This window comes from Paenibacillus sp. FSL W8-0186 (assembly GCF_037969765.1).
GTDB classification, from domain to species: Bacteria; Bacillota; Bacilli; order Paenibacillales; family Paenibacillaceae; genus Fontibacillus; species Fontibacillus woosongensis.
Window position 1 is genome coordinate 4,885,001 of the sequence record NZ_CP150207.1, and the last position, 22,427, is coordinate 4,907,427.

At 48.1% G+C, this 22,427-nt stretch carries 38 protein-coding genes (1 of these 38 cut by a window edge); 2 read left to right on the forward strand and 36 right to left on the reverse strand.

Going from position 1 to position 22,427, the window contains the following annotated elements; genetic code table 11:
* A protein-coding gene (locus tag MKX50_RS21935; RefSeq protein ID WP_339157786.1) for a stage II sporulation protein M crosses the window boundary here: on the reverse strand, positions 1-439 show its 5' portion. The gene continues 173 nt to the left of window position 1, outside the view; the window shows 439 of its 612 coding nt (coding positions 1-439); it begins with the start codon at positions 437-439; its stop codon lies beyond the left edge, outside the window.
* Between the two features lie 127 nt (positions 440-566).
* On the opposite strand from MKX50_RS21935, the gene pdaB reads away from it, so the two are divergent.
* Entirely contained in the window at positions 567-1,376 is an 810-nt protein-coding gene (gene pdaB, locus MKX50_RS21940) for a polysaccharide deacetylase family sporulation protein PdaB (RefSeq protein ID WP_155613330.1), read from the forward strand.
* 144 nt (positions 1,377-1,520) lie between these two features.
* Here pdaB and MKX50_RS21945 read toward each other — a convergent pair whose 3' ends face one another.
* On the reverse strand, positions 1,521-2,129 hold the full coding sequence (locus MKX50_RS21945; protein WP_155613331.1) for a KinB-signaling pathway activation protein: 609 nt from the start codon (positions 2,127-2,129) through the stop codon (positions 1,521-1,523).
* 129 nt (positions 2,130-2,258) lie between these two features.
* Here MKX50_RS21945 and gerD point away from each other — a divergent pair, with 129 nt between their 5' ends.
* The gene (gene gerD, locus MKX50_RS21950; protein ID WP_339157787.1) at positions 2,259-3,050 is read left to right on the forward strand and encodes a spore germination lipoprotein GerD; all 792 of its coding nucleotides are present in this window, start codon (positions 2,259-2,261) and stop codon (positions 3,048-3,050) included.
* 46 nt (positions 3,051-3,096) lie between these two features.
* Here gerD and MKX50_RS21955 read toward each other — a convergent pair whose 3' ends face one another.
* From MKX50_RS21955 to rpsS, 34 genes are all read right to left on the reverse strand, one after another.
* Positions 3,097-4,218, reverse strand: coding sequence for an Mrp/NBP35 family ATP-binding protein (locus MKX50_RS21955; protein WP_339160235.1), 1,122 nt, complete (start codon positions 4,216-4,218; stop codon positions 3,097-3,099).
* A 48-nt stretch (positions 4,219-4,266) separates the two neighbouring features.
* On the reverse strand, positions 4,267-5,037 hold the full coding sequence (gene cwlD / locus MKX50_RS21960; protein ID WP_155613334.1) for an N-acetylmuramoyl-L-alanine amidase CwlD: 771 nt from the start codon (positions 5,035-5,037) through the stop codon (positions 4,267-4,269).
* 85 nt (positions 5,038-5,122) lie between these two features.
* On the reverse strand, positions 5,123-6,292 hold the full coding sequence (gene sat, locus MKX50_RS21965; RefSeq protein ID WP_339157788.1) for a sulfate adenylyltransferase: 1,170 nt from the start codon (positions 6,290-6,292) through the stop codon (positions 5,123-5,125).
* A gap of 35 nt (positions 6,293-6,327) precedes the next feature.
* The gene (locus MKX50_RS21970; protein ID WP_339157789.1) at positions 6,328-7,020 is read right to left on the reverse strand and encodes a phosphoadenylyl-sulfate reductase; all 693 of its coding nucleotides are present in this window, start codon (positions 7,018-7,020) and stop codon (positions 6,328-6,330) included.
* Between the two features lie 174 nt (positions 7,021-7,194).
* Positions 7,195-7,587, reverse strand: coding sequence for a 30S ribosomal protein S9 (gene rpsI, locus MKX50_RS21975; protein ID WP_155613337.1), 393 nt, complete (start codon positions 7,585-7,587; stop codon positions 7,195-7,197).
* 20 nt (positions 7,588-7,607) lie between these two features.
* Positions 7,608-8,045: a 50S ribosomal protein L13 gene (gene rplM, locus MKX50_RS21980; protein ID WP_155613338.1), complete on the reverse strand. Its 438-nt coding sequence runs from the start codon at positions 8,043-8,045 to the stop codon at positions 7,608-7,610.
* Between the two features lie 255 nt (positions 8,046-8,300).
* On the reverse strand, positions 8,301-8,726 hold the full coding sequence (locus tag MKX50_RS21985; protein WP_155613339.1) for a zf-TFIIB domain-containing protein: 426 nt from the start codon (positions 8,724-8,726) through the stop codon (positions 8,301-8,303).
* Between the two features lie 85 nt (positions 8,727-8,811).
* Positions 8,812-9,585: a tRNA pseudouridine(38-40) synthase TruA gene (gene truA, locus MKX50_RS21990; protein WP_213595290.1), complete on the reverse strand. Its 774-nt coding sequence runs from the start codon at positions 9,583-9,585 to the stop codon at positions 8,812-8,814.
* A gap of 302 nt (positions 9,586-9,887) precedes the next feature.
* A complete protein-coding gene (gene rplQ / locus MKX50_RS21995) occupies positions 9,888-10,253 on the reverse strand; it encodes a 50S ribosomal protein L17 (RefSeq protein WP_019635795.1) in 366 nt (121 codons plus the stop codon).
* A 36-nt stretch (positions 10,254-10,289) separates the two neighbouring features.
* Positions 10,290-11,234, reverse strand: a complete 945-nt coding sequence (locus MKX50_RS22000; RefSeq protein ID WP_055105094.1) for a DNA-directed RNA polymerase subunit alpha — start codon at positions 11,232-11,234, stop codon at positions 10,290-10,292.
* A gap of 129 nt (positions 11,235-11,363) precedes the next feature.
* Positions 11,364-11,759 carry a 30S ribosomal protein S11 gene (rpsK, locus tag MKX50_RS22005; protein WP_019635793.1) on the reverse strand — a complete coding sequence of 132 codons (396 nt, stop codon included), beginning with the start codon at positions 11,757-11,759 and terminating at the stop codon, positions 11,364-11,366.
* Between the two features lie 19 nt (positions 11,760-11,778).
* Positions 11,779-12,147 carry a 30S ribosomal protein S13 gene (rpsM, locus tag MKX50_RS22010; protein WP_019635792.1) on the reverse strand — a complete coding sequence of 123 codons (369 nt, stop codon included), beginning with the start codon at positions 12,145-12,147 and terminating at the stop codon, positions 11,779-11,781.
* 21 nt (positions 12,148-12,168) lie between these two features.
* Positions 12,169-12,282, reverse strand: coding sequence for a 50S ribosomal protein L36 (gene rpmJ / locus MKX50_RS22015; RefSeq protein ID WP_068779123.1), 114 nt, complete (start codon positions 12,280-12,282; stop codon positions 12,169-12,171).
* Positions 12,283-12,482: 200 nt separating this feature from the next.
* Positions 12,483-12,698: a translation initiation factor IF-1 gene (gene infA / locus MKX50_RS22020; protein WP_019635791.1), complete on the reverse strand. Its 216-nt coding sequence runs from the start codon at positions 12,696-12,698 to the stop codon at positions 12,483-12,485.
* A 2-nt stretch (positions 12,699-12,700) separates the two neighbouring features.
* A complete protein-coding gene (locus tag MKX50_RS22025) occupies positions 12,701-13,015 on the reverse strand; it encodes a KOW domain-containing RNA-binding protein (protein WP_213595293.1) in 315 nt (104 codons plus the stop codon).
* Positions 13,016-13,018: 3 nt separating this feature from the next.
* On the reverse strand, positions 13,019-13,771 hold the full coding sequence (map, locus tag MKX50_RS22030) for a type I methionyl aminopeptidase (protein WP_213595295.1): 753 nt from the start codon (positions 13,769-13,771) through the stop codon (positions 13,019-13,021).
* A gap of 3 nt (positions 13,772-13,774) precedes the next feature.
* Complete coding sequence (locus tag MKX50_RS22035; RefSeq protein WP_155613343.1) at positions 13,775-14,419, reverse strand: adenylate kinase; 645 nt, start codon at positions 14,417-14,419, stop codon at positions 13,775-13,777.
* A 99-nt stretch (positions 14,420-14,518) separates the two neighbouring features.
* On the reverse strand, positions 14,519-15,817 hold the full coding sequence (gene secY, locus MKX50_RS22040) for a preprotein translocase subunit SecY (protein WP_155613344.1): 1,299 nt from the start codon (positions 15,815-15,817) through the stop codon (positions 14,519-14,521).
* Entirely contained in the window at positions 15,817-16,257 is a 441-nt protein-coding gene (gene rplO / locus MKX50_RS22045; RefSeq protein WP_055105088.1) for a 50S ribosomal protein L15, read from the reverse strand. Before rplO ends, secY begins: the two co-directional genes overlap by 1 nt.
* Positions 16,258-16,360: 103 nt before the next feature.
* On the reverse strand, positions 16,361-16,546 hold the full coding sequence (gene rpmD / locus MKX50_RS22050; protein ID WP_155613345.1) for a 50S ribosomal protein L30: 186 nt from the start codon (positions 16,544-16,546) through the stop codon (positions 16,361-16,363).
* A gap of 12 nt (positions 16,547-16,558) precedes the next feature.
* Entirely contained in the window at positions 16,559-17,056 is a 498-nt protein-coding gene (rpsE, locus tag MKX50_RS22055) for a 30S ribosomal protein S5 (protein WP_055105086.1), read from the reverse strand.
* 27 nt (positions 17,057-17,083) lie between these two features.
* On the reverse strand, positions 17,084-17,449 hold the full coding sequence (rplR, locus tag MKX50_RS22060) for a 50S ribosomal protein L18 (RefSeq protein WP_155613346.1): 366 nt from the start codon (positions 17,447-17,449) through the stop codon (positions 17,084-17,086).
* Between the two features lie 83 nt (positions 17,450-17,532).
* Complete coding sequence (gene rplF / locus MKX50_RS22065; RefSeq protein WP_155613347.1) at positions 17,533-18,075, reverse strand: 50S ribosomal protein L6; 543 nt, start codon at positions 18,073-18,075, stop codon at positions 17,533-17,535.
* A 30-nt stretch (positions 18,076-18,105) separates the two neighbouring features.
* Complete coding sequence (gene rpsH, locus MKX50_RS22070) at positions 18,106-18,504, reverse strand: 30S ribosomal protein S8 (RefSeq protein WP_155613348.1); 399 nt, start codon at positions 18,502-18,504, stop codon at positions 18,106-18,108.
* 31 nt (positions 18,505-18,535) lie between these two features.
* Positions 18,536-18,721, reverse strand: coding sequence for a type Z 30S ribosomal protein S14 (locus MKX50_RS22075; RefSeq protein ID WP_013312154.1), 186 nt, complete (start codon positions 18,719-18,721; stop codon positions 18,536-18,538).
* 48 nt (positions 18,722-18,769) lie between these two features.
* A complete protein-coding gene (gene rplE, locus MKX50_RS22080) occupies positions 18,770-19,312 on the reverse strand; it encodes a 50S ribosomal protein L5 (protein ID WP_019635780.1) in 543 nt (180 codons plus the stop codon).
* Positions 19,313-19,345: 33 nt separating this feature from the next.
* The gene (rplX, locus tag MKX50_RS22085) at positions 19,346-19,699 is read right to left on the reverse strand and encodes a 50S ribosomal protein L24 (protein WP_055105082.1); all 354 of its coding nucleotides are present in this window, start codon (positions 19,697-19,699) and stop codon (positions 19,346-19,348) included.
* Positions 19,700-19,745: 46 nt separating this feature from the next.
* The gene (gene rplN, locus MKX50_RS22090; RefSeq protein ID WP_155613349.1) at positions 19,746-20,114 is read right to left on the reverse strand and encodes a 50S ribosomal protein L14; all 369 of its coding nucleotides are present in this window, start codon (positions 20,112-20,114) and stop codon (positions 19,746-19,748) included.
* Between the two features lie 36 nt (positions 20,115-20,150).
* The gene (gene rpsQ, locus MKX50_RS22095) at positions 20,151-20,414 is read right to left on the reverse strand and encodes a 30S ribosomal protein S17 (RefSeq protein WP_110931223.1); all 264 of its coding nucleotides are present in this window, start codon (positions 20,412-20,414) and stop codon (positions 20,151-20,153) included.
* Positions 20,415-20,465: 51 nt separating this feature from the next.
* The gene (gene rpmC / locus MKX50_RS22100; protein WP_019635776.1) at positions 20,466-20,666 is read right to left on the reverse strand and encodes a 50S ribosomal protein L29; all 201 of its coding nucleotides are present in this window, start codon (positions 20,664-20,666) and stop codon (positions 20,466-20,468) included.
* The gene (rplP, locus tag MKX50_RS22105) at positions 20,656-21,090 is read right to left on the reverse strand and encodes a 50S ribosomal protein L16 (RefSeq protein ID WP_155613350.1); all 435 of its coding nucleotides are present in this window, start codon (positions 21,088-21,090) and stop codon (positions 20,656-20,658) included. The genes rpmC and rplP overlap by 11 nt, the downstream gene beginning before the upstream one ends.
* A 2-nt stretch (positions 21,091-21,092) precedes the next feature.
* Positions 21,093-21,761: a 30S ribosomal protein S3 gene (rpsC, locus tag MKX50_RS22110; protein ID WP_055105078.1), complete on the reverse strand. Its 669-nt coding sequence runs from the start codon at positions 21,759-21,761 to the stop codon at positions 21,093-21,095.
* Between the two features lie 13 nt (positions 21,762-21,774).
* The gene (gene rplV, locus MKX50_RS22115; RefSeq protein ID WP_019635773.1) at positions 21,775-22,107 is read right to left on the reverse strand and encodes a 50S ribosomal protein L22; all 333 of its coding nucleotides are present in this window, start codon (positions 22,105-22,107) and stop codon (positions 21,775-21,777) included.
* A 36-nt stretch (positions 22,108-22,143) separates the two neighbouring features.
* The gene (gene rpsS / locus MKX50_RS22120) at positions 22,144-22,422 is read right to left on the reverse strand and encodes a 30S ribosomal protein S19 (protein WP_019635772.1); all 279 of its coding nucleotides are present in this window, start codon (positions 22,420-22,422) and stop codon (positions 22,144-22,146) included.
* Positions 22,423-22,427 lie beyond the last annotated feature (5 nt).

Below are 22,427 nucleotides of genomic sequence, written 5' to 3' on the forward strand. Positions count from 1 at the left end.
CGAATTGCAGACCGTAGGCAGCGGCGATCAGAATAGCCGGAATTTCTATAATGCCATGCGGCAGCAAGCCCTTTACAATCAATTCGAACATGTCTGCCCCTTGGGCCGATGTCTCGCGAACCAGGTATCCAAGCACCATTCCGTTCATCACCAGGAACACGACGGGCATAAAACCGAAGAACGCGCCGAGGCCGATAACCAGCAAGCTTTTGATGGCATTGTTCAAGAAAATGAATATAAAGAAACTTAGCTCCGGCGAGGAAGACTGCGACAAAGTGCCGCTCACCTCACGTAGTGCATGAATTTGTGGCTTCAGCATGGCGCCAAGATAGTCCGAATATACATTGCCAAGCACAATTCCGGCAACGAACAACGTCAGTGAAACAAGCAGCATTTTCCGATAATGGGCCAAATCTTGAATAAAACAACGAAAAGACATAAATACCTCCTAGTGCTGTCTCTGATGTTTTCCTCTAAAGCGGACGAGAACGGTTATATTCGCAAAAGGTACGAGCATATATTGTAACAGCGGACAAATTTATTTTGAAACGAGAGGGGCTTAACTTATGAATAATTTCTTCTACGTCCTCAACGGAAAAAAGATCAAACGCTTCATGTTTGTATTTGCCGCGGCCCTGTTTGCAGCCGGTATCATCTATGTAGAGAAAGAAAATATTACGGTATTCTCCGAAGAGAGCAATCATTCGGCTATCTACAGCGTATCTACCGACAAGAAGGTCATTGCTCTCACCTTTGATATCAGCTGGGGGGATACAAGAACAGAGCCAATACTTCAGGTGCTTAAAGATAAGGACGTGAAAAAAGCGACCTTCTTCCTCTCCTCCCCTTGGAGCAAAAGCCATCCCGAGCTCGTCAGGGCCATTCAGCAGCAAGGCTTTGAAATCGGCAGCCATGGCCATAAGCACGTCAACTACAGCGGCCTTGAAGATGAAGAAATTAAGCGGCAGCTTACGACGGCTCATTCTATTTTAACCGATTTGACCGGAAAAGCACCTGCCTTGCTCCGGCTGCCGAACGGGGATTTTGATAAGCGCGTGCTAAAAATTGCCGACGAGCTTGGCTATAAAGTGATCCAGTGGGATACCGATTCGCAGGATTGGATGAACAAGGGCGTTCAAACGATCGTAAACCGCGTCGTCAGCAAAGCGCATCCCGGTGATATCGTTCTCTTTCATGCCAGCGATTCCGTTAAACAGACACATGAGGCGCTTCCAATCATTATCGACGAGCTCCGTAAAAAAGGATACGAATTCGTTACCGTCACCGACCTGCTCCAGGAAGCGGGCGTCAAAGGCGCTCAGGTGAGGGATCAGGCCTGGATACAGGAGCAAATCGACATCGCGGCAGGAATGTAAACAGATGGCAGATGTAGCGGCACAAACAGCGGCATAAGGAAGACTTGTTGGCTTCATGGACTTCCGTTTTAACGGAGGTCTTTTTTATGGCTTGGATAAAACAAAAAGCCCAGTATTCATACTGAGCTTCTTCGCTTGCTTCTATTATTGCGGGCTTTGCGCAGACCCTGCAGGAGCCGCAGGCTTTAATACTTTATGCAGGATTAGTATCTGATACGCATTGCATGCCAAAAGCGGAGCAACGATCCATGCTGTCGCCGCATTAACTCCGATCTTAAGCACCCCGATCATTTCTACGATCGTCACGGCGATCATGAAGAACAAGGTTGGAATCCATGCTGTTCCATTGGTCAGCTTCGCCTTATAAAAAGCTACGGCACAAGCCACAATAAGTATAACCGCGCTAAGAACGATATCGGAGCCGCCCTGCCCTTCTCCTACAAACGTCCGGAAGAACATCAGCTCAAGCAGCGCAAGCGCGGTGAGCACGATTTGTACGTATTGCCAGGTTCTTCTGGTAAAAACGCCTGTGCCCATGTAGTTGATCATCAAATAAGCAAAAAAGCCCATTTGGGAATATACGCTAACCATAATGCCTACCCCAAGCAAAATACCGACATTCACCAAAAAATCCACCGCTCCGTTTAACTGCACGGTATCCGTCCATTGCAGGATTAGGCCTACGGCCAGCGATCCAACTGCTCCAACCAGCAAGGTGGTCCAGAACAAATAAAGCCAATTTTTCAAATTCAAAACCTAACACCCCCACTAACGAATTATTTTACCAACGATTCCGGTAAAACACCATGCTTTTCAAGGGGATAATTCCTATTTCACGTCCGCATACTACATACAGCGATCACGATGAAGGAGGAAGGAACCATGAAACGGCTGAACTACCGATGGATGCTGTGCCTTATATGTGCTTGTATACTTCCGCTAACGGCTTGCGGTTCTGAACCGAGCTCCTCTTCTGCTCAGGGAGGGGGATACAAAGAGACGAAATCCATGATCATTGACATACTTAAAACCGATGAAGGTAAAAAAGCCATTTACGAAGCGCTCAGCTCCCCGCCATCCGAAGGCGGAGGCGGACAATCGGGCGGAGGCGGAGGCTCCAGTTCCGGGGGGTCAGGCGGATCTTCTGGCGGGAGCGGGGGCTCTAGTTCCGGCGGGGGCGGCACGATGGGGATCAAAATGATCCTGCCAACCCAAACCTCGGAGCAGGTGAAAATGGCCGTCAAGGAAACAATCACCTCCCCGGAATACAAAAAAGAGTTCGAAAAGATTATGACCGACCCCAAATTCGCTGGCGATTTCGCCAAAGCGATCAATTCGCAGAACAAAGAACTGCATATGCAGTTGATCAAGGACCCGCAGTATCAGAAGTCTGTCAGCGAAATTATGAAATCGCCTGAGGTTATGAAAATGTTCCTCGATCTTACCCAAACGCCCGATTTCCGCAAGCAGTCCATGACTGTCATGCAGGAAGCGATGCAAAGCCCGCTCTTCAAAATGGAAGTGATGGATCTGCTCAAAACGGTGGTGCAGGAGCAGCTGCAGCCCAAGCTTGAAAAAGAATCTCCTTCCGGCAAAGGCGGTGCTGGCGGAAAAGGCGGCGGTGGCGGAAAAGGCGGCGAAGGCAACGGGGGCGGCGGAGGCGGAGGCTCCTAGACAATTAAATTTTCCTAGCTGCCATAAAATAAGACTGACCATCGGGTCAGTCTTTTGCGTACTTATTGATAACCTGCAGGGCTATGTCATCATAGATCCGGCCAACTGTGCTGTCCTGCTTATACACGCAAGGCGAAAAGTCCGGTTCGGCCGGATGGTTGTCCGGAGCGCCAAGCGGAATTTGCGCCAGCAATCCAGTGTGCAGCGTCTCGGCAAGCCGCGCTCCGCCTCCCCGGCCAAAAATATAGTCCTTCTGGCCGCAGGCCGAACATTCGTAGTAAGCCATGTTCTCAATTACGCCCAGCACCTCGTGGTTCGTCTTCAGTGCCATCGCTCCGGCACGGGCCGCCACGAAGGCAGCCGTGGCATGAGGCGTCGTCACGATGATTTCGCTGCTATGCGGAATCATTTGATGCACATCAAGCGCCACATCTCCTGTTCCCGGGGGCAGATCAAGCAGCACATAATCGAGCTCCCCCCAATCTACATCGCTAAAGAACTGGCGAAGCATCCTTCCCAGCATAGGCCCCCGCCAAATGACAGGATTATTCTCCTGAATAAAGAAGCCCATCGACATTACCTTTACGCCAAAGCGCTCGACAGGAATAATCGCCCCTTCATCCAAGCTAGGAACTTCTTCAATGCCCATCATATCCGGAACACTGAAACCGTATATGTCCGCATCGATTAAGCCGACACGCTGTCCACGCCGGGCAAGCGCAACAGCCAAATTTACAGTAACAGTAGATTTGCCAACGCCGCCTTTGCCGCTGGCAATCGCAATGAACTTCACGCCGGACTTCGGATCCAGAATTGGCAGCTTCTCAAGGCCGGCAGCATGTCCTTTGCGCAGCACCTCCTCATCGGAAGGTTCTTTTCCCCCTGCTTCTCCCGGCTGCTCGCCCACAGCCTCTTCGCGCTCCCGCTCGGAAGCTTCCCGGAATCTCAAATGAACATGACTGACGCCAGCATCCGCCAGACGGTCACGAATCTCCCGCTCCAGCAGCTTCTGCGTCTCCTCATCCTTCTCTAGGCAGACTACTGTTAGAGAGACACGATCTTCTTTCACCATCATATCGCGAATCCATTGCAGCTCAACCAAGCTTCGTTTCAGCTTCGGCTCGGCAATAGGGCGCAAGGCCGCTTGAATATGCTCCTTGGATAACAATGACAGCACCTCGACTTCGTATCATATCGTGTAAATATGTATATTATATCACTCTCCGCTCTTCTTTGCCCTTTTTCCCGTCTCTCCGGCGCTATATCTTAAAATGCCCTGATAAATCGAGGCCGCCACCTTCTGCTGGTACTGTTCGCTGCCGAGCATCGCCGCCTCCCCCGGATTGGATAAAAAACCGACTTCCACGAGCGCAGACGGGATTTTCAAAGCTTTCAGCAAATAAACGGATTTATCGTTTTGCTTCGCTACACGATCGCTGTTCTCCAAATTACGTATCAGCTCATCTTGAATCAAGTAGGCCAAATCGTAGCTTTTTTCATCCTCCTTGGTAAAAAACGTCTGTGCTCCGCTCCATTTGCTGGAAGGGACGCTGTTCACATGAATGCTGATCAGCAGTTTGGCCTGCTTCTCTTTGATGAAGCGAACGCGGCGTTTTAGATCCTCGGTTTTGCGTTTGCTGTACCCTTTTGTTCCTGCATCGGCTAAATCTCGATCATCTTCCCGGGTCATGACGACAATTGCCCCGGCCTGCTGCAAATAGTCGCGCAGATAAAGAGCTACAGCCAGATTGATATCCTTCTCGATAAGCCCTTGCCGGCTTACGGCTCCCCCGTCCGGCCCGCCATGTCCGGCATCCAATGCTATAGTGACTCCGGCTAAAGGCAGACTCCAATAATTCCAGGCGTTCCTTGCCGGAACTTCGTATACCGCAATTCCCCATAGTAAGCCCAGCAAAACGAGGCCGAGCATCAGCTTTTTAATATGACCTAATGAAATCCATAGCGTCACCTTATCCCTTGATCCCATAAAAAAGCCACCTCCGAACCCATATGATTCTAATCATCTATATGGGACGAGGTGGACAAATATACCTCATATTCGATTTATGACATTAAATAACGACCTGGTGGCTCATGCCCTCAATCAATACTTTCGCTACTTCTGGTCTCGTGAACTCTGGCGGCGGGCATACACCATCGCGCAGCAAAGCTCTTACCTTCGTACCCGACAGCGTCAAATGCGCCTCTTTCGGATGCGGGCACGTCTTGTTTGAAGCCATGTTGCCGCAGGTCGTGCAGAAGAAGCTGTGCTCGAAGAAGAGTGGAGAAATCCCAAGCTCCTCCGGGGTAAAGTTCAGGAAGATTTCCTGTGCTTCATATGTTCCGTAATAGTCGCCGACACCCGCATGATCACGGCCAACGATGAAGTGGGTGCAGCCGTAGTTTTTGCGGACCATAGCATGGAAAATCGCTTCCCGTGGTCCGGCATAACGCATCGCGGCCGGGAACACGCCAAGGAAAGTACGATCCGCAGGATAATAATTGTCCAGCAGCGTAAGGTAACTCTTCATGCGCACGTCCGCCGGAACGTCATCCGACTTCGTTTCGCCGACCAACGGATTCAGGAACAATGCATCAACAATTTCCATCGCGCTCTTCTGAATATATTCATGCGCGCGGTGCACCGGGTTACGTGTCTGGAATCCGACCACGGTACGCCAGCCCTTCTCGGCAAATAAGCGCCGAGTTTCTGCTGGATCAAAGTAAAACTCGCCGAAGCGCTCCGGCTGCGGACGATTGAGCACCTGCACTGGTCCACCCACGTAATAAGGCGAACGTTCGAAAAGCTTAGCTACTCCCGGATGCTCCTTATCTTCCGTTTTGAATACATTTCTCGCTTCCTCAGCCTGGTCCACTTTATAGACGCTCTCCACGTCAAGCAAGCCGTAGACGACGCCGTCTTGTTCCCCTACAAGCGCAACACGCTTGGAGATTTCCAGCTGCTGCGCCTGCTCCTCGCTCACGGACAAGGTAATCGGAATACTCCACACCGTACCGTCAGCGAGTCTCATCTTCTGGACCACGGATTCGTAATCTTCTTGATTCAAGAATCCTTCCAGCGGAGAAAAGGCTCCGACACCGATCAAATCCAAATCCGAAATCGTCCAGGCATTGATCGAAATTACCGGAAGGTCTTTAGCTAGCGTGAGTAATTCTTCTCTTTCCTTACCTGTCACAACCCGATTTACCAGTTTGCCACCATGTGGCAAAATTGCTGTCATCTCCATCTCTCCCTGCATATTGAATGTATATATTATTATTTATGAAGTCCGCATTCGGTTTTATCCGTTCCTGACCAGCGTCCTGCCCGTGGATCTTCTCCCGGCATAACTTGACGAGTACAATACTCGCAGCCGATGCTAGGATAATTCTGATCGTGCAGCGGATTGTATACCACATTGTTAGCCCGGATGTAGTCCCATACATCCTCCGAAGTCCAGCTAGCTATCGGATTGAATTTGACCAGCCCGAATTTCGTATCGTATTCCACTTTCTTCGCATTGGCGCGCGTTGGCGCCTGATCGCGCCGGATCCCCGTGATCCAGGCATCGTATCCGGACAATACCCGGGTCAAAGGCTCGACCTTGCGAATGTTACAGCAGGCATTCGGATCGCTTTTCCAGAGCTCTTCGCCGTGCTGAGCGGCTTGCTCCTCCGGCGTAATTAGGGGAGATACCCGCACGAATTCAAGATTGTACTTGGAAGCCATTTTATCGCGTGTTTCATAGGTTTCTTTAAAGTGGAAATCCGTGTCCAGATAGAAAATATCCGTCGACGGGCTGATCTTCTGCAGCATATCCACCAGCACGACATCCTCTGCACCGAAGCTGCACGCAAATGTAATATTCGGGAATGTCTGAACTGCCCAAGCGATAATCTCTTCAGGAGATGCGTTCTCGAACTCCTCTGCCTTAGTCTGAATCAACTGTTCTTTCTCCAATAAATTCATGGTTTTGTCCCCCTCGCAGCAAATTTACATAAACAAGGAAATATTCCTACTAATCAGATTTGAATTATAATTTAAAGTATAGAACTTTTTAACAATAAGTCAATATGAACGCAAGAAAAAAGCCCCTGGCCGATAAAGGCCAAGGGCTTTCTTTCCTTGTTCTGCAAGGGAATATTAACGTTTGGAGAATTGTGGCGCACGACGAGCAGCTTTAAGTCCGTATTTCTTACGCTCTTTCATACGTGGGTCACGAGTCAAGAAGCCTGCTTTCTTCAGTGCAGGACGGAATTCTGGATCTGCTTTGAGCAATGCACGGGAAATACCGTGGCGAATTGCTCCTGCTTGACCAGAGATACCTCCGCCGTGAGCGATAACGATCACGTCGTAGTTAGTGCTTGTTTCTGTCAAGTTCAGCGGTTGTTTAACGATCAGTTTGAGTGTTTCCAAACCGAAGTAGTCATTGATATCACGTTTATTAATGACAATGCGTCCTTCACCCGGTACAAGGCGAACACGAGCTACCGAATGTTTACGACGACCTGTCCCATAGTATTGTACTTGTGCCATGAAACTGTCCTCCCTTTTAATTATCCGCGAAGTTCGTAAACTTCTGGTTTTTGTGCTGCATGTGGATGCTCAGTACCCGCATATGCTTTCAATCTCAGCTTCATTTTCTCGCCTTGACGAGTTTTAGGAAGCATGCCGTGAACCGCAGATTCGATCATGCGCTCAGGTTTTGTTCTCAACAGGTCTTGAGCAACCGTCACTTTAAGACCACCTGTGTGCTGGGAGTGACGATAGTATTTCTTGTTTTCCATTTTGTTGCCGCTAAGTCTGATTTTCTCAGCATTGATGACGATAACGAAATCACCGCCGTCAACATGAGGTGTAAATCCTGGTTTGTGTTTACCGCGAATCAATGCCGCAGCTTCGCTTGCCAAACGGCCCAGCGTTTTGCCTTCGGCATCAATGATGTGCCATTTGCGCTCAACTTCGCTTGGCTTAGCCATATAGGTGGTACGCATGTAAAGATCCTCCTTCATTCTCGTCCGAAATGGTTCATGGTTCATAGATACCAGACATGTTCATGCTCTTTGGGCGCAGAACGAATCTGGTAAATTTATCTTCGTTCCTATGCTTATTCGCATTTAAATTATCATAGATGTATCGTCTTCTTATTGGGGGCTGTGGGATAGCCATAAGAAAACACAACTTATATTTTACAGGATGCACATTTATTACGCAAGTCTTTTTTAGAGCAAATTGAATTAAACTCGGTATTAATCGAACAAGTCTCCAAGAACGTCGAGAACCGACTTTTTCTTCTTATACTTGTAGTGATCCTTATGATATTTACCGCCGCCATAAGGATTGCCGTAACGAGGATCATAGCCCTGCTGCGGAGCCTTGGACCCATACCCAGACTGACTACCCGGCCGGGGCGCTCCCGGATCGAATCCCGGGTTGTAGCTTGACCCAGGCCCTGGCTGGCGATACCGCTCATCTCCCTCACGATAAGCCTGTCCACCCTCGCGGCTTTCATACCACTCGTCAAATGCAGGCCGCAGCTCACGGATTTCTCCAAGCAGCTTCTCCAGCTCGCCGCGGTCCAGCCATACGCCTTTGCAATCCGGGCAAACATCGATCATAACGCCATCCTTCTCTATTTCCCTCATGCGAACGTCATTGCAAACAGGACATTTCATAGTCGTGTACCCCTCCTAGAAACTAGTTGAGTATGATATACGTTTCGTAGACATGATGGTTTCACTTAAGCTTATGGCCTCTGCCCTAGTGCTGTTCGTATTCCACGCTCCACAGCATAAGTCCCTTGCTTTCCGCGGTTGGCCCAGCTGCCTTGCGATCCTTCGCCTCCAGAATTTGCTTCATCTGTTCTGGAGGGCGCTTGCCCTGACCTACCTCAAGCAGGGTTCCCACGATGATCCGCACCATATGCTGCAGGAAGCCATTCCCGCTAATATACAGATGAATCACGCCCTGATCCCTGGTGCCTGGCACAGCCAGCGACATATCTACTTCGATTCTCGTCTCGTCGATCGTCCGGACATGGCTGGCCTTCGTAGAATGACGGGAAGCAAACGACGTATAATCATGCGTTCCCAGGAGGCAGTTCAAGCCCTCACGCATCGCATCCACATTAAGCTTTCCCGGATGATGAAGCTGGTAGCTGCGCTGGAATACGTCAGTAAACCGGTTAGCATTAATCGTGTAACGGTACGTCTTCCGTTTGGCTGACCGCCTGGCGTGAAAATCAAGCTCTACTTCCTTGGCAGACGTAACGCGAATATCTGCAGGCAGGCGCCCGTTTAACGCAAGGCACCAGCGTTCTACCGGAATTTGCGACGAGGTCAAGAAATGAAACGGCTGCGCCCGGGCATGAACCCCGGCATCGGTGCGGCCGGAGCCATGGATTTTAACCGTCTCGCCTGTTAAATTCTGAATAGCCGCTTCCAGGCAATCTTGGATCGTATTGCCTCCCGGCTGCGTCTGAAAGCCATAATAATTGCTTCCGTCATAACAGACCGTCATCAGTAAATTACGCACGACCTTGCCACCTTCCTAAACGCTTGCTGCATGCTTGTGTTAATAAATGAAAAACTCTCTGAGCGAACTAGCCATATCCAGGCTTGGCGTACAGAGAGTTTGCATCATATATGGCCGAGCCCAGTTGCGTGCCCTCAGACACGCAACTGTCCTCTAATAAGAGCAAAGCCCCGCTCAAGCCGCCCATGGCTCGTTCGGGGCTGAAAGCCGCTGAACCGAAAGTCCGGCTCCTTCCGCTGTCGCTCTCCTTATGAATAAGCTATATTTCCCTGTGGGAAAATAGAGGCAATTCACGAAGAATATTATGCCCGGTCTACCAGTTCAAGATAAACCATAGGGGCAGAGTCACCACGACGAGGTCCCAGTTTCAGGATACGAGTGTATCCGCCTGGACGCTCGGAGTAACGAGTTGCGATTTCTGTGAACAGCTTTTGGATTGCATCTTGCTCTCCGTCGATCGATTCGCGGCGAACGAACGCTGCAACTTGACGGCGGGCATGCAAATCACCGCGTTTTGCTTTTGTAATGAGCTTCTCAGCGATAGAACGAACTTCTTTCGCTTTCGCTTCTGTCGTTTGGATGCGCTCATACAAGAACAGGTCTGTTACCAGGTCACGGAACAAAGCTTTACGTGCACTAGAGTTACGTCCCAACTTTTGGTATGCCATGTGTATTCCCTCCTTCGCTAAAACGATTCAAGCAATCTATTCTTCCGTACGAAGTCCGAGTCCAAGCTCTTCCAGCTTCTCTTGGACTTCCTCCAAAGATTTGCGTCCGAGGTTACGAACCTTCATCATATCTTCTTCGGTTTTCGTCGTCAGCTCTTGCACGGTATTGATACCGGCACGTTTAAGGCAGTTGTAGGAACGAACGGAAAGATCGAGCTCTTCGATAGTCATCTCAAGCACTTTCTCCTTCTTGTCCTCTTCCTTCTCTACCATGATTTCCGCGTCCTTCGCTTCGTCTGTGAGACCCACAAACAAGTAAAGATGCTCGGTCAAGATTTTCGCACCGAGGCTAACCGCTTCTTCTGGTTTAATGCTGCCATCTGTCCATACTTCAAGCGTGAGCTTGTCGTAGTTGGTCACTTGGCCAACTCGTGTATTCTCTACGACGTAGTTGACACGTGCAATCGGGGTATAGATCGAATCCACAGGAATGACACCGATAGGTTGGTCATCTCGTTTATTCCGATCTGCCTGAACATAACCGCGGCCCCGGCCTGCGAATATGCGCATATGAAGTCTGGAACCCGGTTCAAGCGTAGCAATATGCAAGTCCGGATTCAGAATTTCAACATCGCTATCCGCACGGATATCACCTGCTGTAATAACTCCTTCGCCTTCCGCATCGATTTCAAGGATTTTCTCCTCGTCCGAATGGATTTTGAGAGAGAGAGCTTTCAGATTCAGAATGATCTCCGTAACGTCTTCCATTACACCCGGAACGGTCGAAAATTCATGCAGAACGCCATCGATCTGGACCGAGGTTACCGCTGCACCCGGTAGAGAAGAGAGCAAAATCCGACGCAGCGAGTTACCCAGAGTGGTGCCATACCCACGCTCAAGTGGTTCTACTACAAATTTCCCATAGGTGCCATCATCGTTAACTTCTACGGTCTCAATTTTCGGCTTTTCGATTTCTATCACGAAATTACCCCTCCTTCAAAACGTCGTTCCTAAAAAACAGCCATGTCTTCTGAAGTGTACCATGTAGTATGCCTAAACAACCATTGTTACCAAGTTGCAATGTTGTTATACACACCTTATGCAACTTCATTAAACACGACGGCGTTTTGGAGGACGGCAACCGTTATGCGGGATTGGAGTCACGTCTTTAATCATGTTGACTTCAAGGCCTGCCGCTTGCAGGGAACGGATAGCGGCTTCACGGCCGGCTCCAGGACCTTTAACCATAACCTCAACGGATTTCATGCCGTGTTCCATTGCCGCTTTAGCAGCTGTTTCAGCAGCCATTTGCGCAGCGAATGGAGTAGATTTACGGGAACCTTTGAACCCTTGGCCGCCGGAGCTTGCCCAAGAGATCGCATTACCGTGCGGATCCGTAATCGTTACAATCGTATTGTTGAATGTGGAACGAATATGCGCCACACCAGATTCGATATTTTTACGGTCACGACGTTTAGTACGTACGACTTTTTTTGGTTTAGCCATTGTCAGTTATCCTCCCTTCTTATTTCTTCTTGTTCGCTACTGTACGACGAGGACCCTTACGAGTACGGGCATTCGTTTTCGTACGTTGTCCGCGAACAGGCAGGCCACGACGATGACGCACACCACGGTAGCAGCCAATTTCGATCAAACGTTTAATATTTAAGGAAATTTCACGACGCAGGTCACCTTCAACCTTAACCTCTTTGTCGATCGTTTCGCGTAGTTTGCTAACCTCATCTTCCGTCAAATCACGAACACGAGTGTCCGGATTGATGCCTGTTGTATTCAGGATTTTCTGAGAAGTCGTTTTACCGATTCCGAAAATGTAAGTCAAGGCGATCTCAACGCGTTTGTCACGTGGCAAATCCACACCAGCTATACGAGCCATTTTACGCTACACCCCCTTCTATTAACCTTGTTTTTGTTTGTGCTTAGGATTCTCACAGATTACCATTACATGGCCTTTGCGACGAATGACTTTGCATTTTTCGCAAATAGGCTTTACAGAAGGTCTTACCTTCATGTTAATTACCTCCCTAAAGTTTTGCGAAGCAAAACTTTCTTCGTAAGGATTAGCCTAGTTTTACATCAAGTAAAACTAACTTTGAAGCACTGACTTCGAGAAAAACTTCGTTTCACAGGCCACCACAAAAAATAAATTATATGCAGTGACAAACTCAACCTGAATATCATACCACATATTCGCAATAAATGATATGGTATCTATTTACGGTAAGTAATACGACCTTTTGTGAGATCGTACGGTGATAGTTGAACGACCACTTTATCTCCCGTCAGAATACGGATGAAATGCATCCGCAGCTTACCGGAAACATGAGCGAGAATTTGATGACCGTTCTCAAGCTCTACTTTGAAAGTAGCATTCGGCAGCGGCTCAACAACTACACCTTCGACTTCAATGACATCTTCCTTAGCCACAGTCAGTCTCCTTTCTCTTCAGCATTTGGATTGGCGGATTGAACGAATGCGCGCACGGCATGCCGCAGCTTCGCATTAGTCACCCGACCGCTTTCCTGCAAACTATGAACAACCTCGCTGCTAATGATTGGCGAAAGTTCGAGATGCTGTACATTCTTCCGTTTGGGCTGATCAAACTTTCGTTTGTTCCCATCCGCGATCAGTACGAACTTGGTGTCCACAATCGCTACAACAACAGCAACCGACCCGGCTTCTTTGCCCTTCAATACTCTCACCATTTGGCCGATCTTGGCTTCTGAGCGGTGCTCCACCTTCATCGCCTATTCGTCCAGCTTTGTAAGAATTTCCATACCGTCCGCAGTAACTGCTACAGTATGCTCGAAATGAGCGCAGAGCGAGCCGTCTACTGTAACGACTGTCCAGTTATCTTCCAGCGTTCTTACATATCGCTTGCCTACGTTGACCATAGGTTCGATAGCCAGAACCATACCTGGCTTCAGACGTGGCCCCCGATCTGGAATGCCGTAATTCGGAATCTGCGGTTCCTCGTGAAGATTCGCGCCGATGCCGTGACCGACATATTCGCGAACGACCGAAAAGCCTGCATCCTCAATGTAACGCTGAATAGCATGCGATATCGTGTATAAGCGAACATCGGGCTTGACGAGCTCCAGTCCGGCAAAGAGAGATCCTTCAGTAACTTCAAGAAGTCTCTTCGCTTCCTCTGAAATCTTGCCAACCGGATAAGTCCATGCCGAGTCGCCATGAAAGCCGCGATACTCCGCACCGATATCAAGACTGATGATGTCGCCTTCATTCAGTTTGCGTTTGCCGGGAAATCCATGTACCAATTCTTCGTTAACCGAAGCGCAAATGCTGTAAGGAAAGCCGTTGTAATCTTTGAAAGACGGCACCGCGCCTTGACTGCGAATGTACTTATCAGCAATTTGATCGAGTTCCCCCGTCGTAATCCCGGGCTCAATCGATTGTGCCATGAGCCTGTGCGTCTCCGCGACGATCCGCCCTGCTTCTCTCATAAAGCCAAGTTCCGTTTCGGATTTACAAATGATCATTACTTAACCTCGCAGTAAAGATACGATTTCTTTCGTTACCGTATCGATTTCCTGTTCTCCATCAATTTCGCGCAGCAGCCCTTTTTCTTCATAGAACTGAAGAAGCGGCGCTGTCTTGTTGATGTATTCGTCCAGCCGTGTGCCTACGCTCTCTTCATTATCGTCAGAACGTTGGTACAATTCTCCGCCGCACTTATCGCAAACACCTTCCTGTTTAGGAGGATTAAAGATCACATGATAAGTAGAGCCGCAAGATTTGCAAATCCGTCGTCCCGTAAGACGAGCCAGCAATTTGTTACGATCCACTTTCAGGTTGATGACGTGCGTAAGCTTGCGATTCAGTTCGCTAAGCAGCTCCTCCAGCGCTTCCGCTTGCGAAAGGGTTCTTGGAAATCCATCCAGTAAGAAACCATTTTCGCAATCGGACTGCTGAAGTCTTTCGCGAACGATACCTACGGTGACATCATCAGGTACCAGCAGGCCTTGATCGATATACTCCTTGGCTTTCAGCCCAACAGGCGTTCCTTGCTTGATCGCCAGACGAAATGCATCGCCTGTCGAAATATGAGGAATGCCAAATTCGTTAACGATCGCCTCTGCTTGTGTTCCTTTTCCCGCTCCAGGAGGTCCCATGAATAGAATGTTCATGTCAAGCACTCCCTTCGAGACTGGTTCACTTCGCTAAGAAAACAGAACAATAGGCGCCAGGAGAGTTCGTTAACCAAGCTCAATCCTGGAACCTATCTCCTATTTATTAATGAAGCCTTTGTAGTGACGTTTAATCAATTGCCCTTCGATCGTCTTCATCGTATCAAGCGCAACACCGATAACGATCAGAATGGAAGTACCTCCGATTTGCACGGTACGCGGCAATCCTGCCAATGCACCGAGAATAACCGGGAGTACGGAGATAAAGGCGAGGAACAATGCGCCGGTCATCGTCAAACGGGATAGAACCCGAGTCAGATAAGTGGCCGTTGTTTTCCCCGGACGGATCCCCGGAATGTAGCCGCCGTTCTTCTTCATGTTATCCGCCATTTGCTGCGGGTTCATCTGTACAAACGTATAGAAGAACGTAAATCCAATAATCATGATTACATACAACACAATACCCAACGGACGGTCAATGTTCATGTTGTTGCTGATCCATTGTGCCCAAGTGTGTGTTGACCAGAAGCTTGCAATGACTATCGGAAACTGCAGCAGGGATGATGCGAAGATAACCGGAATAACACCCGCTGCGTTAATTTTGAGCGGAATGTGCGTGTTCTGCCCGCCATACATTTTGTTTCCGACAACACGCTTAGCGTATTGTACAGGAATTTTACGGATGGCTTGCTGGATGTAAATTACACCGATAACAATTAACACCAACACGATGATAATCGCAATTGCTTTAACAATGTTCATGAACGTTTGCCCAGTAACTATGAAATCAGACATTGCGATATTTTGTATATGAGTTGGTATCGAGGCGACGATACCCGCGAAAATAATCAGCGAAATACCGTTACCGATTCCCTTATCCGTAATTTGCTCACCAAGCCACATCAAGAACGACGTACCCGCGGTCAAAACAATCGCGATCAACATATAATCCCCGAACGTAGCGTTCGGCACCATCTCCGTATAATACAGCCGGTTGAACCCGATCGATGTCGCAAAGGCTTGAATGAGGGCCAAGACCACCGTTAAGTAACGAGTGACTTGGGCCGTCTTCTTCTTGCCATGCTCACCTTGTTTCGCCCATTCTGCCAGCTTAGGAATAACATCCATGGACAGGAGCTGAATAATAATGGAGGCGGTGATATAAGGGAAAATCCCGATTGCAAAAATCGAGAAATTATGCAGCGCGCCGCCCGAGAAGATGTTCAATAGCCCGAGCAAATCGCTCCCCGCTACGTTTGTCGTTTTGAACACTTCTTTATTAACGCCCGGAACCGGAACAAATGTACCGATCCGGTAGATAATAAAGATAAAGAGAGTGAACAAAATACGGGTCCGCAGATCCTTAACGTGCCATATGTTCTTCATGGTTTTAAACATTAGATCACCTCGGTTTTACCGCCGGCAGCCTCGATTTTCTCCACCGCGGATTGAGAGAACTTATTCGCTTTAACCGTCAATTTGACAGTCAGTTCACCGTTGCCAAGAATCTTGATGCCGCTTTTTGCGTCTTTCACGATTCCTTGTTCAAACAACAGCTCAGGAGTAACCTCTGTATCCGCCGCAAAGTTGTTCAATTCCTGGGTGTTCACAATCGCATACTCTTTCCGCGTTGGATTCGTAAATCCGCGTTTTGGCAAGCGACGATACAACGGGTTTTGACCGCCTTCGAAGCCCGGACGGACACCGCCGCCGGAACGAGCATTTTGACCTTTGTGACCACGTGTTGATGTTTTACCCATGCCGCTTCCTGTACCGCGTCCTACGCGTTTGCGTTCTTTGCGGGAACCAGGAGCTGGGGAAAGCTCATGTAACTTCATCGTTCGTTGCACCTCCTTATTTATTGTTTCACTTGCGGGTAAAGGTAAACCTTAGGTCCACCAATTTCATTCGTTAGCTAATCCGCTAATACTTGTCAGGGAGTTATCCTTGGAGTTCTTCAACGGATACCAGATGGCTTACATGATTGATCATGCCGCGAATGGCAGGATTATCTTGTTGAACCACGGATTGGTTTACCTTACGCAGTCCCAGTGTTTTAACAGTCGTGCGTTGTTTCTCCGATGTGCCGATCAAACTACGTACGAGGGTAATTTGCAGCTTTGCCATGAGATTCCCTCCTTAACCGAGAAGTTCTTCGACGGTTTTACCGCGTAATTTCGCAACATCTTCAGCGCGTTTCAGACGGGACAAGCCCTCCAAAGTCGCGTTAACCATGTTGATGGAATTCGAAGAACCTAAAGATTTTGTTAGAATGTCGCCTACGCCAGCAAGTTCGAGTACCGCACGAACTGGACCGCCTGCGATTACCCCGGTACCTTCGGAAGCCGGTTTAAGAAGAACGCGGCCTGCACCGAAGTGACCGATTACTTGGTGAGGGACTGTCGTTCCCACAAGCGGAACGAATACAAGGTTTTTCTTAGCATCTTCGATTCCTTTGCGAATCGCATCAGGAACCTCGCCTGCCTTACCGATCCCAGCGCCAACCCAGCCTTTGCCGTCCCCGACAACTACGAGCGCACTGAAGCTAAAACGGCGTCCGCCTTTTACTACTTTAGCTACGCGGTTAATATTTACAACTCTTTCAGTCAGTTCTAAAGTATTCGGATCTACACGCAAGTCGTTAACCTCCTTTTAGTGATTATTTTAGAATTCAAGGCCTGCTTCGCGAGCCGCGTCTGCCAGAGCCTGAATACGTCCGTGATACAAGTATCCTCCACGGTCAAACACAACGTTTTTGAAGCCTTTTTCCTGAGCGCGTTTTGCGATCAGTTCGCCAACTTTTTTAGCAGACTCCACATTGCCGCCGTTGGTAATTCCGCTCAATTCTTTATCAAGTGTCGATGCCGATGCCAGAGTAACCCCAGCCACATCATCGATCAGCTGTGCATAGATATGTTTGGCAGAACGGAATACGTTCAATCTTGGACGAACAGCCGTTCCTTGGATTTTTCTCCGTACGCGCAAATGTCTTTTCAGACGAGCTTTGTTCTTATCAGCTTTTGTAATCATGACTTCCATTTCACTCCCTTCGGTTTACCTAAACAACACAAATCGTTCAACTCGCCAGAAGGATTGGTCCGCTAAGAAGAAAGTTATTTCTTCTTACCGGCTTTACCTTCTTTACGGATAATGCGTTCACCTTCGTACTTGATCCCTTTGCCTTTGTACGGCTCAGGCTCGCGTACGGAACGAATTTTAGCAGCATATTCGCCAACACGCTCTTTGTTAATTCCGCTAACGACGATCTTCGTGTTCGAAGGCACTTCAAATGTAATGCCTGGCTCTGGAGTGATTTCTACAGGATGGGAGTACCCTACGTTGAGTACGAGCTTCTCTCCGGATTTGCTTGCGCGGTATCCGACCCCAACCAGCTCAAGGTTTCTAGTGAAACCTTCAGTTACTCCACTAACCATGTTGCTCACTACACTGCGCGTTGTACCGTGCAGGGAACGATGCGTTTTATGATCAGAAGGACGTTCTACTGTGATCTCATTGTTCTCAACAGTAATTTTCATGTCCTTGTGAAGTTCACGAGTCAAAGAACCTTTCGGCCCTTTTACTGTAATCACATTATTATCAAGTGTGATATCCACACCACTTGGTACTGTAATTGGTTTGCGACCAATTCGAGACATTTGCTGCACCTCCTTGTTTTGTGACGTTAATTACCAAACGTAGCAGACAACTTCGCCGCCGGCTTTAGACTGACGTGCTTCTTTGTCGGTCATAACACCTTTGGAAGTGGAAATAATCGCGATTCCCAGTCCGCCCAGAACACGAGGAACCTCAGTGCTCTTTGTGTAAACGCGAAGACCTGGTTTACTGATTCTTTTCAAGCCAGTAATAACGCGTTCGTTGTTAGGGCCGTATTTCAGGAAAAGACGGATCATCCCTTGTTTGTTGTCATCAATATATTCTGCATCGCGGATGAAGCCTTCACGCTTCAGAATCTCGGCGATTTGCTTCTTGATCGTTGAGGCAGGCAGTTCCACCGTTTCGTGGCGAACCGTGTTCGCGTTACGAATACGAGTAAGCATATCTGCAATTGGATCTGACATAGTCATACGTGTAAACCTCCTTCCCGTTGTTGATTGTTTACCAGCTTGCTTTTTTCACGCCAGGAATCTGGCCTTTATAAGCTAATTCACGGAAACAAATTCTGCATATTTTAAATTTTTGCAGTACCGAATGTGGACGACCGCAACGCTCACAACGGGTGTATGCCCGTACTTTAAATTTCGGTGTGCGTTGTTGTTTAACTTTCATCGAAGTTTTTGCCACTTAGCCTGACACCTCCTAAATAGTTTCGGAGAATTCGTTACGACCTACTTATTTTACGAAAGGCATTCCCAGTCCTGTGAGCAATTCACGGGACTCTTCATCCGTCTTAGCCGTTGTTACAATAACAATGTCCATACCGCGAACTTTGTCGACTTGATCGTATTCGATCTCAGGGAAAATCAATTGCTCTTTCAAACCAAGCGTGTAGTTACCGCGTCCGTCAAACGCTTTGTTCGATACGCCGTGGAAGTCACGTACACGCGGAAGCGTTACGTTGAACAATTTGTCGAGGAAATGGTACATGCGCTCACCGCGAAGAGTTACCTTCACGCCGATTGGCATGTTCTCACGAAGCTTAAATCCGGCGATGGATTTCTTAGCACGCGTGATGACTGGCTTTTGACCAGCGATCAGCTGCAAATCGTTAACCGCGGAATCAAGAACTTTCGAGTTTGCTACGGCTTCACCAACACCCATGTTGATAACTACCTTCTCAACTTTAGGTACTTGCATTACCGTTGTATAGTTGAATTTTTGAATCAAAGCAGGCGTTACTTCATTCAAAAAACGTTCTTTCAATCTTGCTGCCATGAATCATGGACCTCCTTTCTTTGCGTTACTGGATTAGTCGATTACTTCACCCGATTTTTTAGCAACACGAACTTTTTTGCCATTGTCCAATACTTTGTAACCGATACGGGTTACGCTTCCGCTCTTAGGATCAACGTGCATAACGTTCGAAACGTGAATCGGAGCTTCCTTCTCAATAATTCCGCCTTGCGGGTTCAGCTGATTTGGTTTTTGGTGTTTCTTAACCATGTTCACGCCTTCCACAAGTACGCGGTTTTCGCGAGGATACGCAGCGATGACGCGGCCTTTTTTGCCTTTGTCTTTACCCGTAATCACGATAACCGTGTCGTCTTTTTTGACATGCAGTTTATTGTTATGGGATTCTAGAACCTTCTTCAGTCTAGGCATTCTTTACACCTCCTGTTTCGTCGAAACTTCATGTTTCACATACGTACTAGATAACTTCCGGAGCCAAGGAAATGATTTTCATGAAATCTCTATCACGAAGTTCACGAGCAACAGGTCCGAAAATACGTGTACCGCGCGGGCTCTTGTCGTCTTTAACAACAACCGCTGCATTTTCGTCAAACGAGATATAAGAACCATCTTTACGACGAACGGAACGTTTCGTACGAACGATTACTGCTTTAACGATGTCACCCTTTTTGACAACGCCGCCTGGTGTTGCTTGTTTTACGGAACAAACGATCAAATCTCCAATATGCGCTGAACGACGACCAGTACCACCTAGAACGCGGATACACATCAATTCCTTCGCACCAGAGTTGTCGGCTACATGCAATCGCGAGAATGCTTGAATCATGGTTATTTCCTCCTTTCAGTTTAAGCTGCCATGCTGTTAGATAATAATCGCTGCTTCGATGATCTCTGCTAGTCTCCAACGCTTGTCTTTGGACAGCGGACGAGTTTCGACGATTCTAACCGTATCACCAATTTTTGCAGTGTTGTTCTCATCATGCGCTTTAAATTTTTTCGTATATTTAATGCGTTTATGGTACAAATCATGTTTCTTGTAAGTCTCAACAGCTACAACGATGGTTTTATCCATTTTGTCACTGACAACTTTACCAACTTGCACTTTACGGGCATTGCGTTCGCTCATTGGTTAGCCTCCTTCCTGGACTTAGGCGCTTCGCTTACGTGGAGCGCAGTATTAGCTAGTAATACCAAGTTCTCTTTCATGTAAAATGGTTTTAGCACGAGCTATATCTTTCCGCACGTCACGGATTCGAGTCGGGTTATCGAGCTGGCCGGTGGCCAATTGAAAACGGAGGTTGAAAAGCTCTTCCTTAAAACCCGCAATTTTTTGTTCGATTTCAGCAGTGGTTAAGTTGCGAAGTTCATTAGCTTTCATTTGCTTCACCACCCAATTCTTCACGTTTCACAAACTTTGTTTTGATTGGCAGTTTGTGAGCGGCAAGCCGCATAGCTTCACGAGCAATTTCCTCGGGTACACCAGCAAGCTCAAACAAGATTTTGCCTGGTTTCACAACTGCAACCCATTTCTCAACGTTACCTTTACCGCTACCCATCCGCACTTCAAGAGGCTTTTGAGTAATTGGCTTGTCAGGGAAAATTTTAATCCATACTTTACCGCCCCGTTTGATATAACGAGTCATCGCGATACGCGCAGCCTCGATTTGGCGGTTCGTAATCCATGTAGGCTCAAGAGCTTGCAGGCCGTATTCGCCGAAGTTCAGCTCAGTTCCGCCTTTAGCTTGGCCTCTCAAACTACCGCGCTGCTGCTTGCGGTGTTTTACACGTTTAGGTACCAACATGATTAATTGCCTCCTTCCTGGGCAGCTTGTTGTTTCTTAGCCGTAGGAAGAACCTCTCCACGATAAATCCATACTTTTACGCCAAGACGTCCATAGGTCGTATGAGCTTCAGCCGTACCGTAATCAATATCAGCGCGAAGCGTATGAAGTGGAACAGTTCCTTCACTGTAGCCTTCCGAACGAGCAATCTCAGCACCGCCAAGACGACCGCTGACTGCTGTTTTGATCCCTTTAGCACCTGCGCGCATTGTTCTTTGAATCGCTTGTTTAAGCGCACGACGGAAAGAAACACGACGCTCCAATTGTTGTGCGATGCTCTCAGCGACAAGAATCGCGTCAAGATCAGGGTTTTTGATTTCAGAGATATTGATGTGAACTTTTTTGCCGCCTGCGATTTTCGTAATTTGATTACGCAGGTTTTCAACTTCCGAACCGCCCTTACCGATAACCATGCCCGGCTTAGCAGTATGGATCGTTACATTCACACGATTAGCCGCTCTCTCGATTTCGATCCGAGATACCGCGGAGTCTTTCAGTTTGTTTTTCAGGTGCTCACGAATTTTAACGTCTTCAAGCAAAAGATCACCGAAATCTTTGCCTGCGTACCATTTGGATTCCCAGTCACGGATAATCCCTACTCGTAGTCCGACCGGATTTACTTTTTGGCCCACGCGTTTTCCCTCCTTATTTTTCGGATACCACCAAAGTAATGTGGCTGGTGCGTTTGTTGATCCGACTTGCACGTCCCATTGCCCGCGGGCGGAAACGTTTCATTGTAGGACCTTGGTTTACGTACGCTTCCGTAACAACCAATTTATTTACATCCAGAGAATAGTTGTGCTCTGCATTGGCAATCGCTGAATTCAAGAGCTTCTCCACGATTGGGGAAGCCGCCTTAGGCGTGTGGCGAAGAATCGCGATAGCATCGCCAACTTGCTTGCCACGGATCAAATCGATAACCAATTTAGCTTTCCGCGGAGCAATACGGATGGACCTTGCATGTGCTTTAGCTTCCATTGTGTGTTACCTCCTCTCAAACGAAGAACTTATCGCTTAACGTCTCGTTTTCTTATCGTCGTCCGTATGACCTTTATAGGTACGGGTTGGAGCAAATTCGCCGAGTTTATGTCCGACCATATCCTCAGTAACATATACCGGAACATGCTTGCGGCCATCATATACACCGAATGTATGTCCAATGAATTGCGGGAAAATCGTAGAGCGACGGGACCAAGTTTTGATTACTACCTTCTTGTTCGATGCGCTCGCTTCTTCCACTTTCTTCAACAGGTAACCATCAATAAATGGCCCCTTTTTCAGACTGCGACTCATGTATT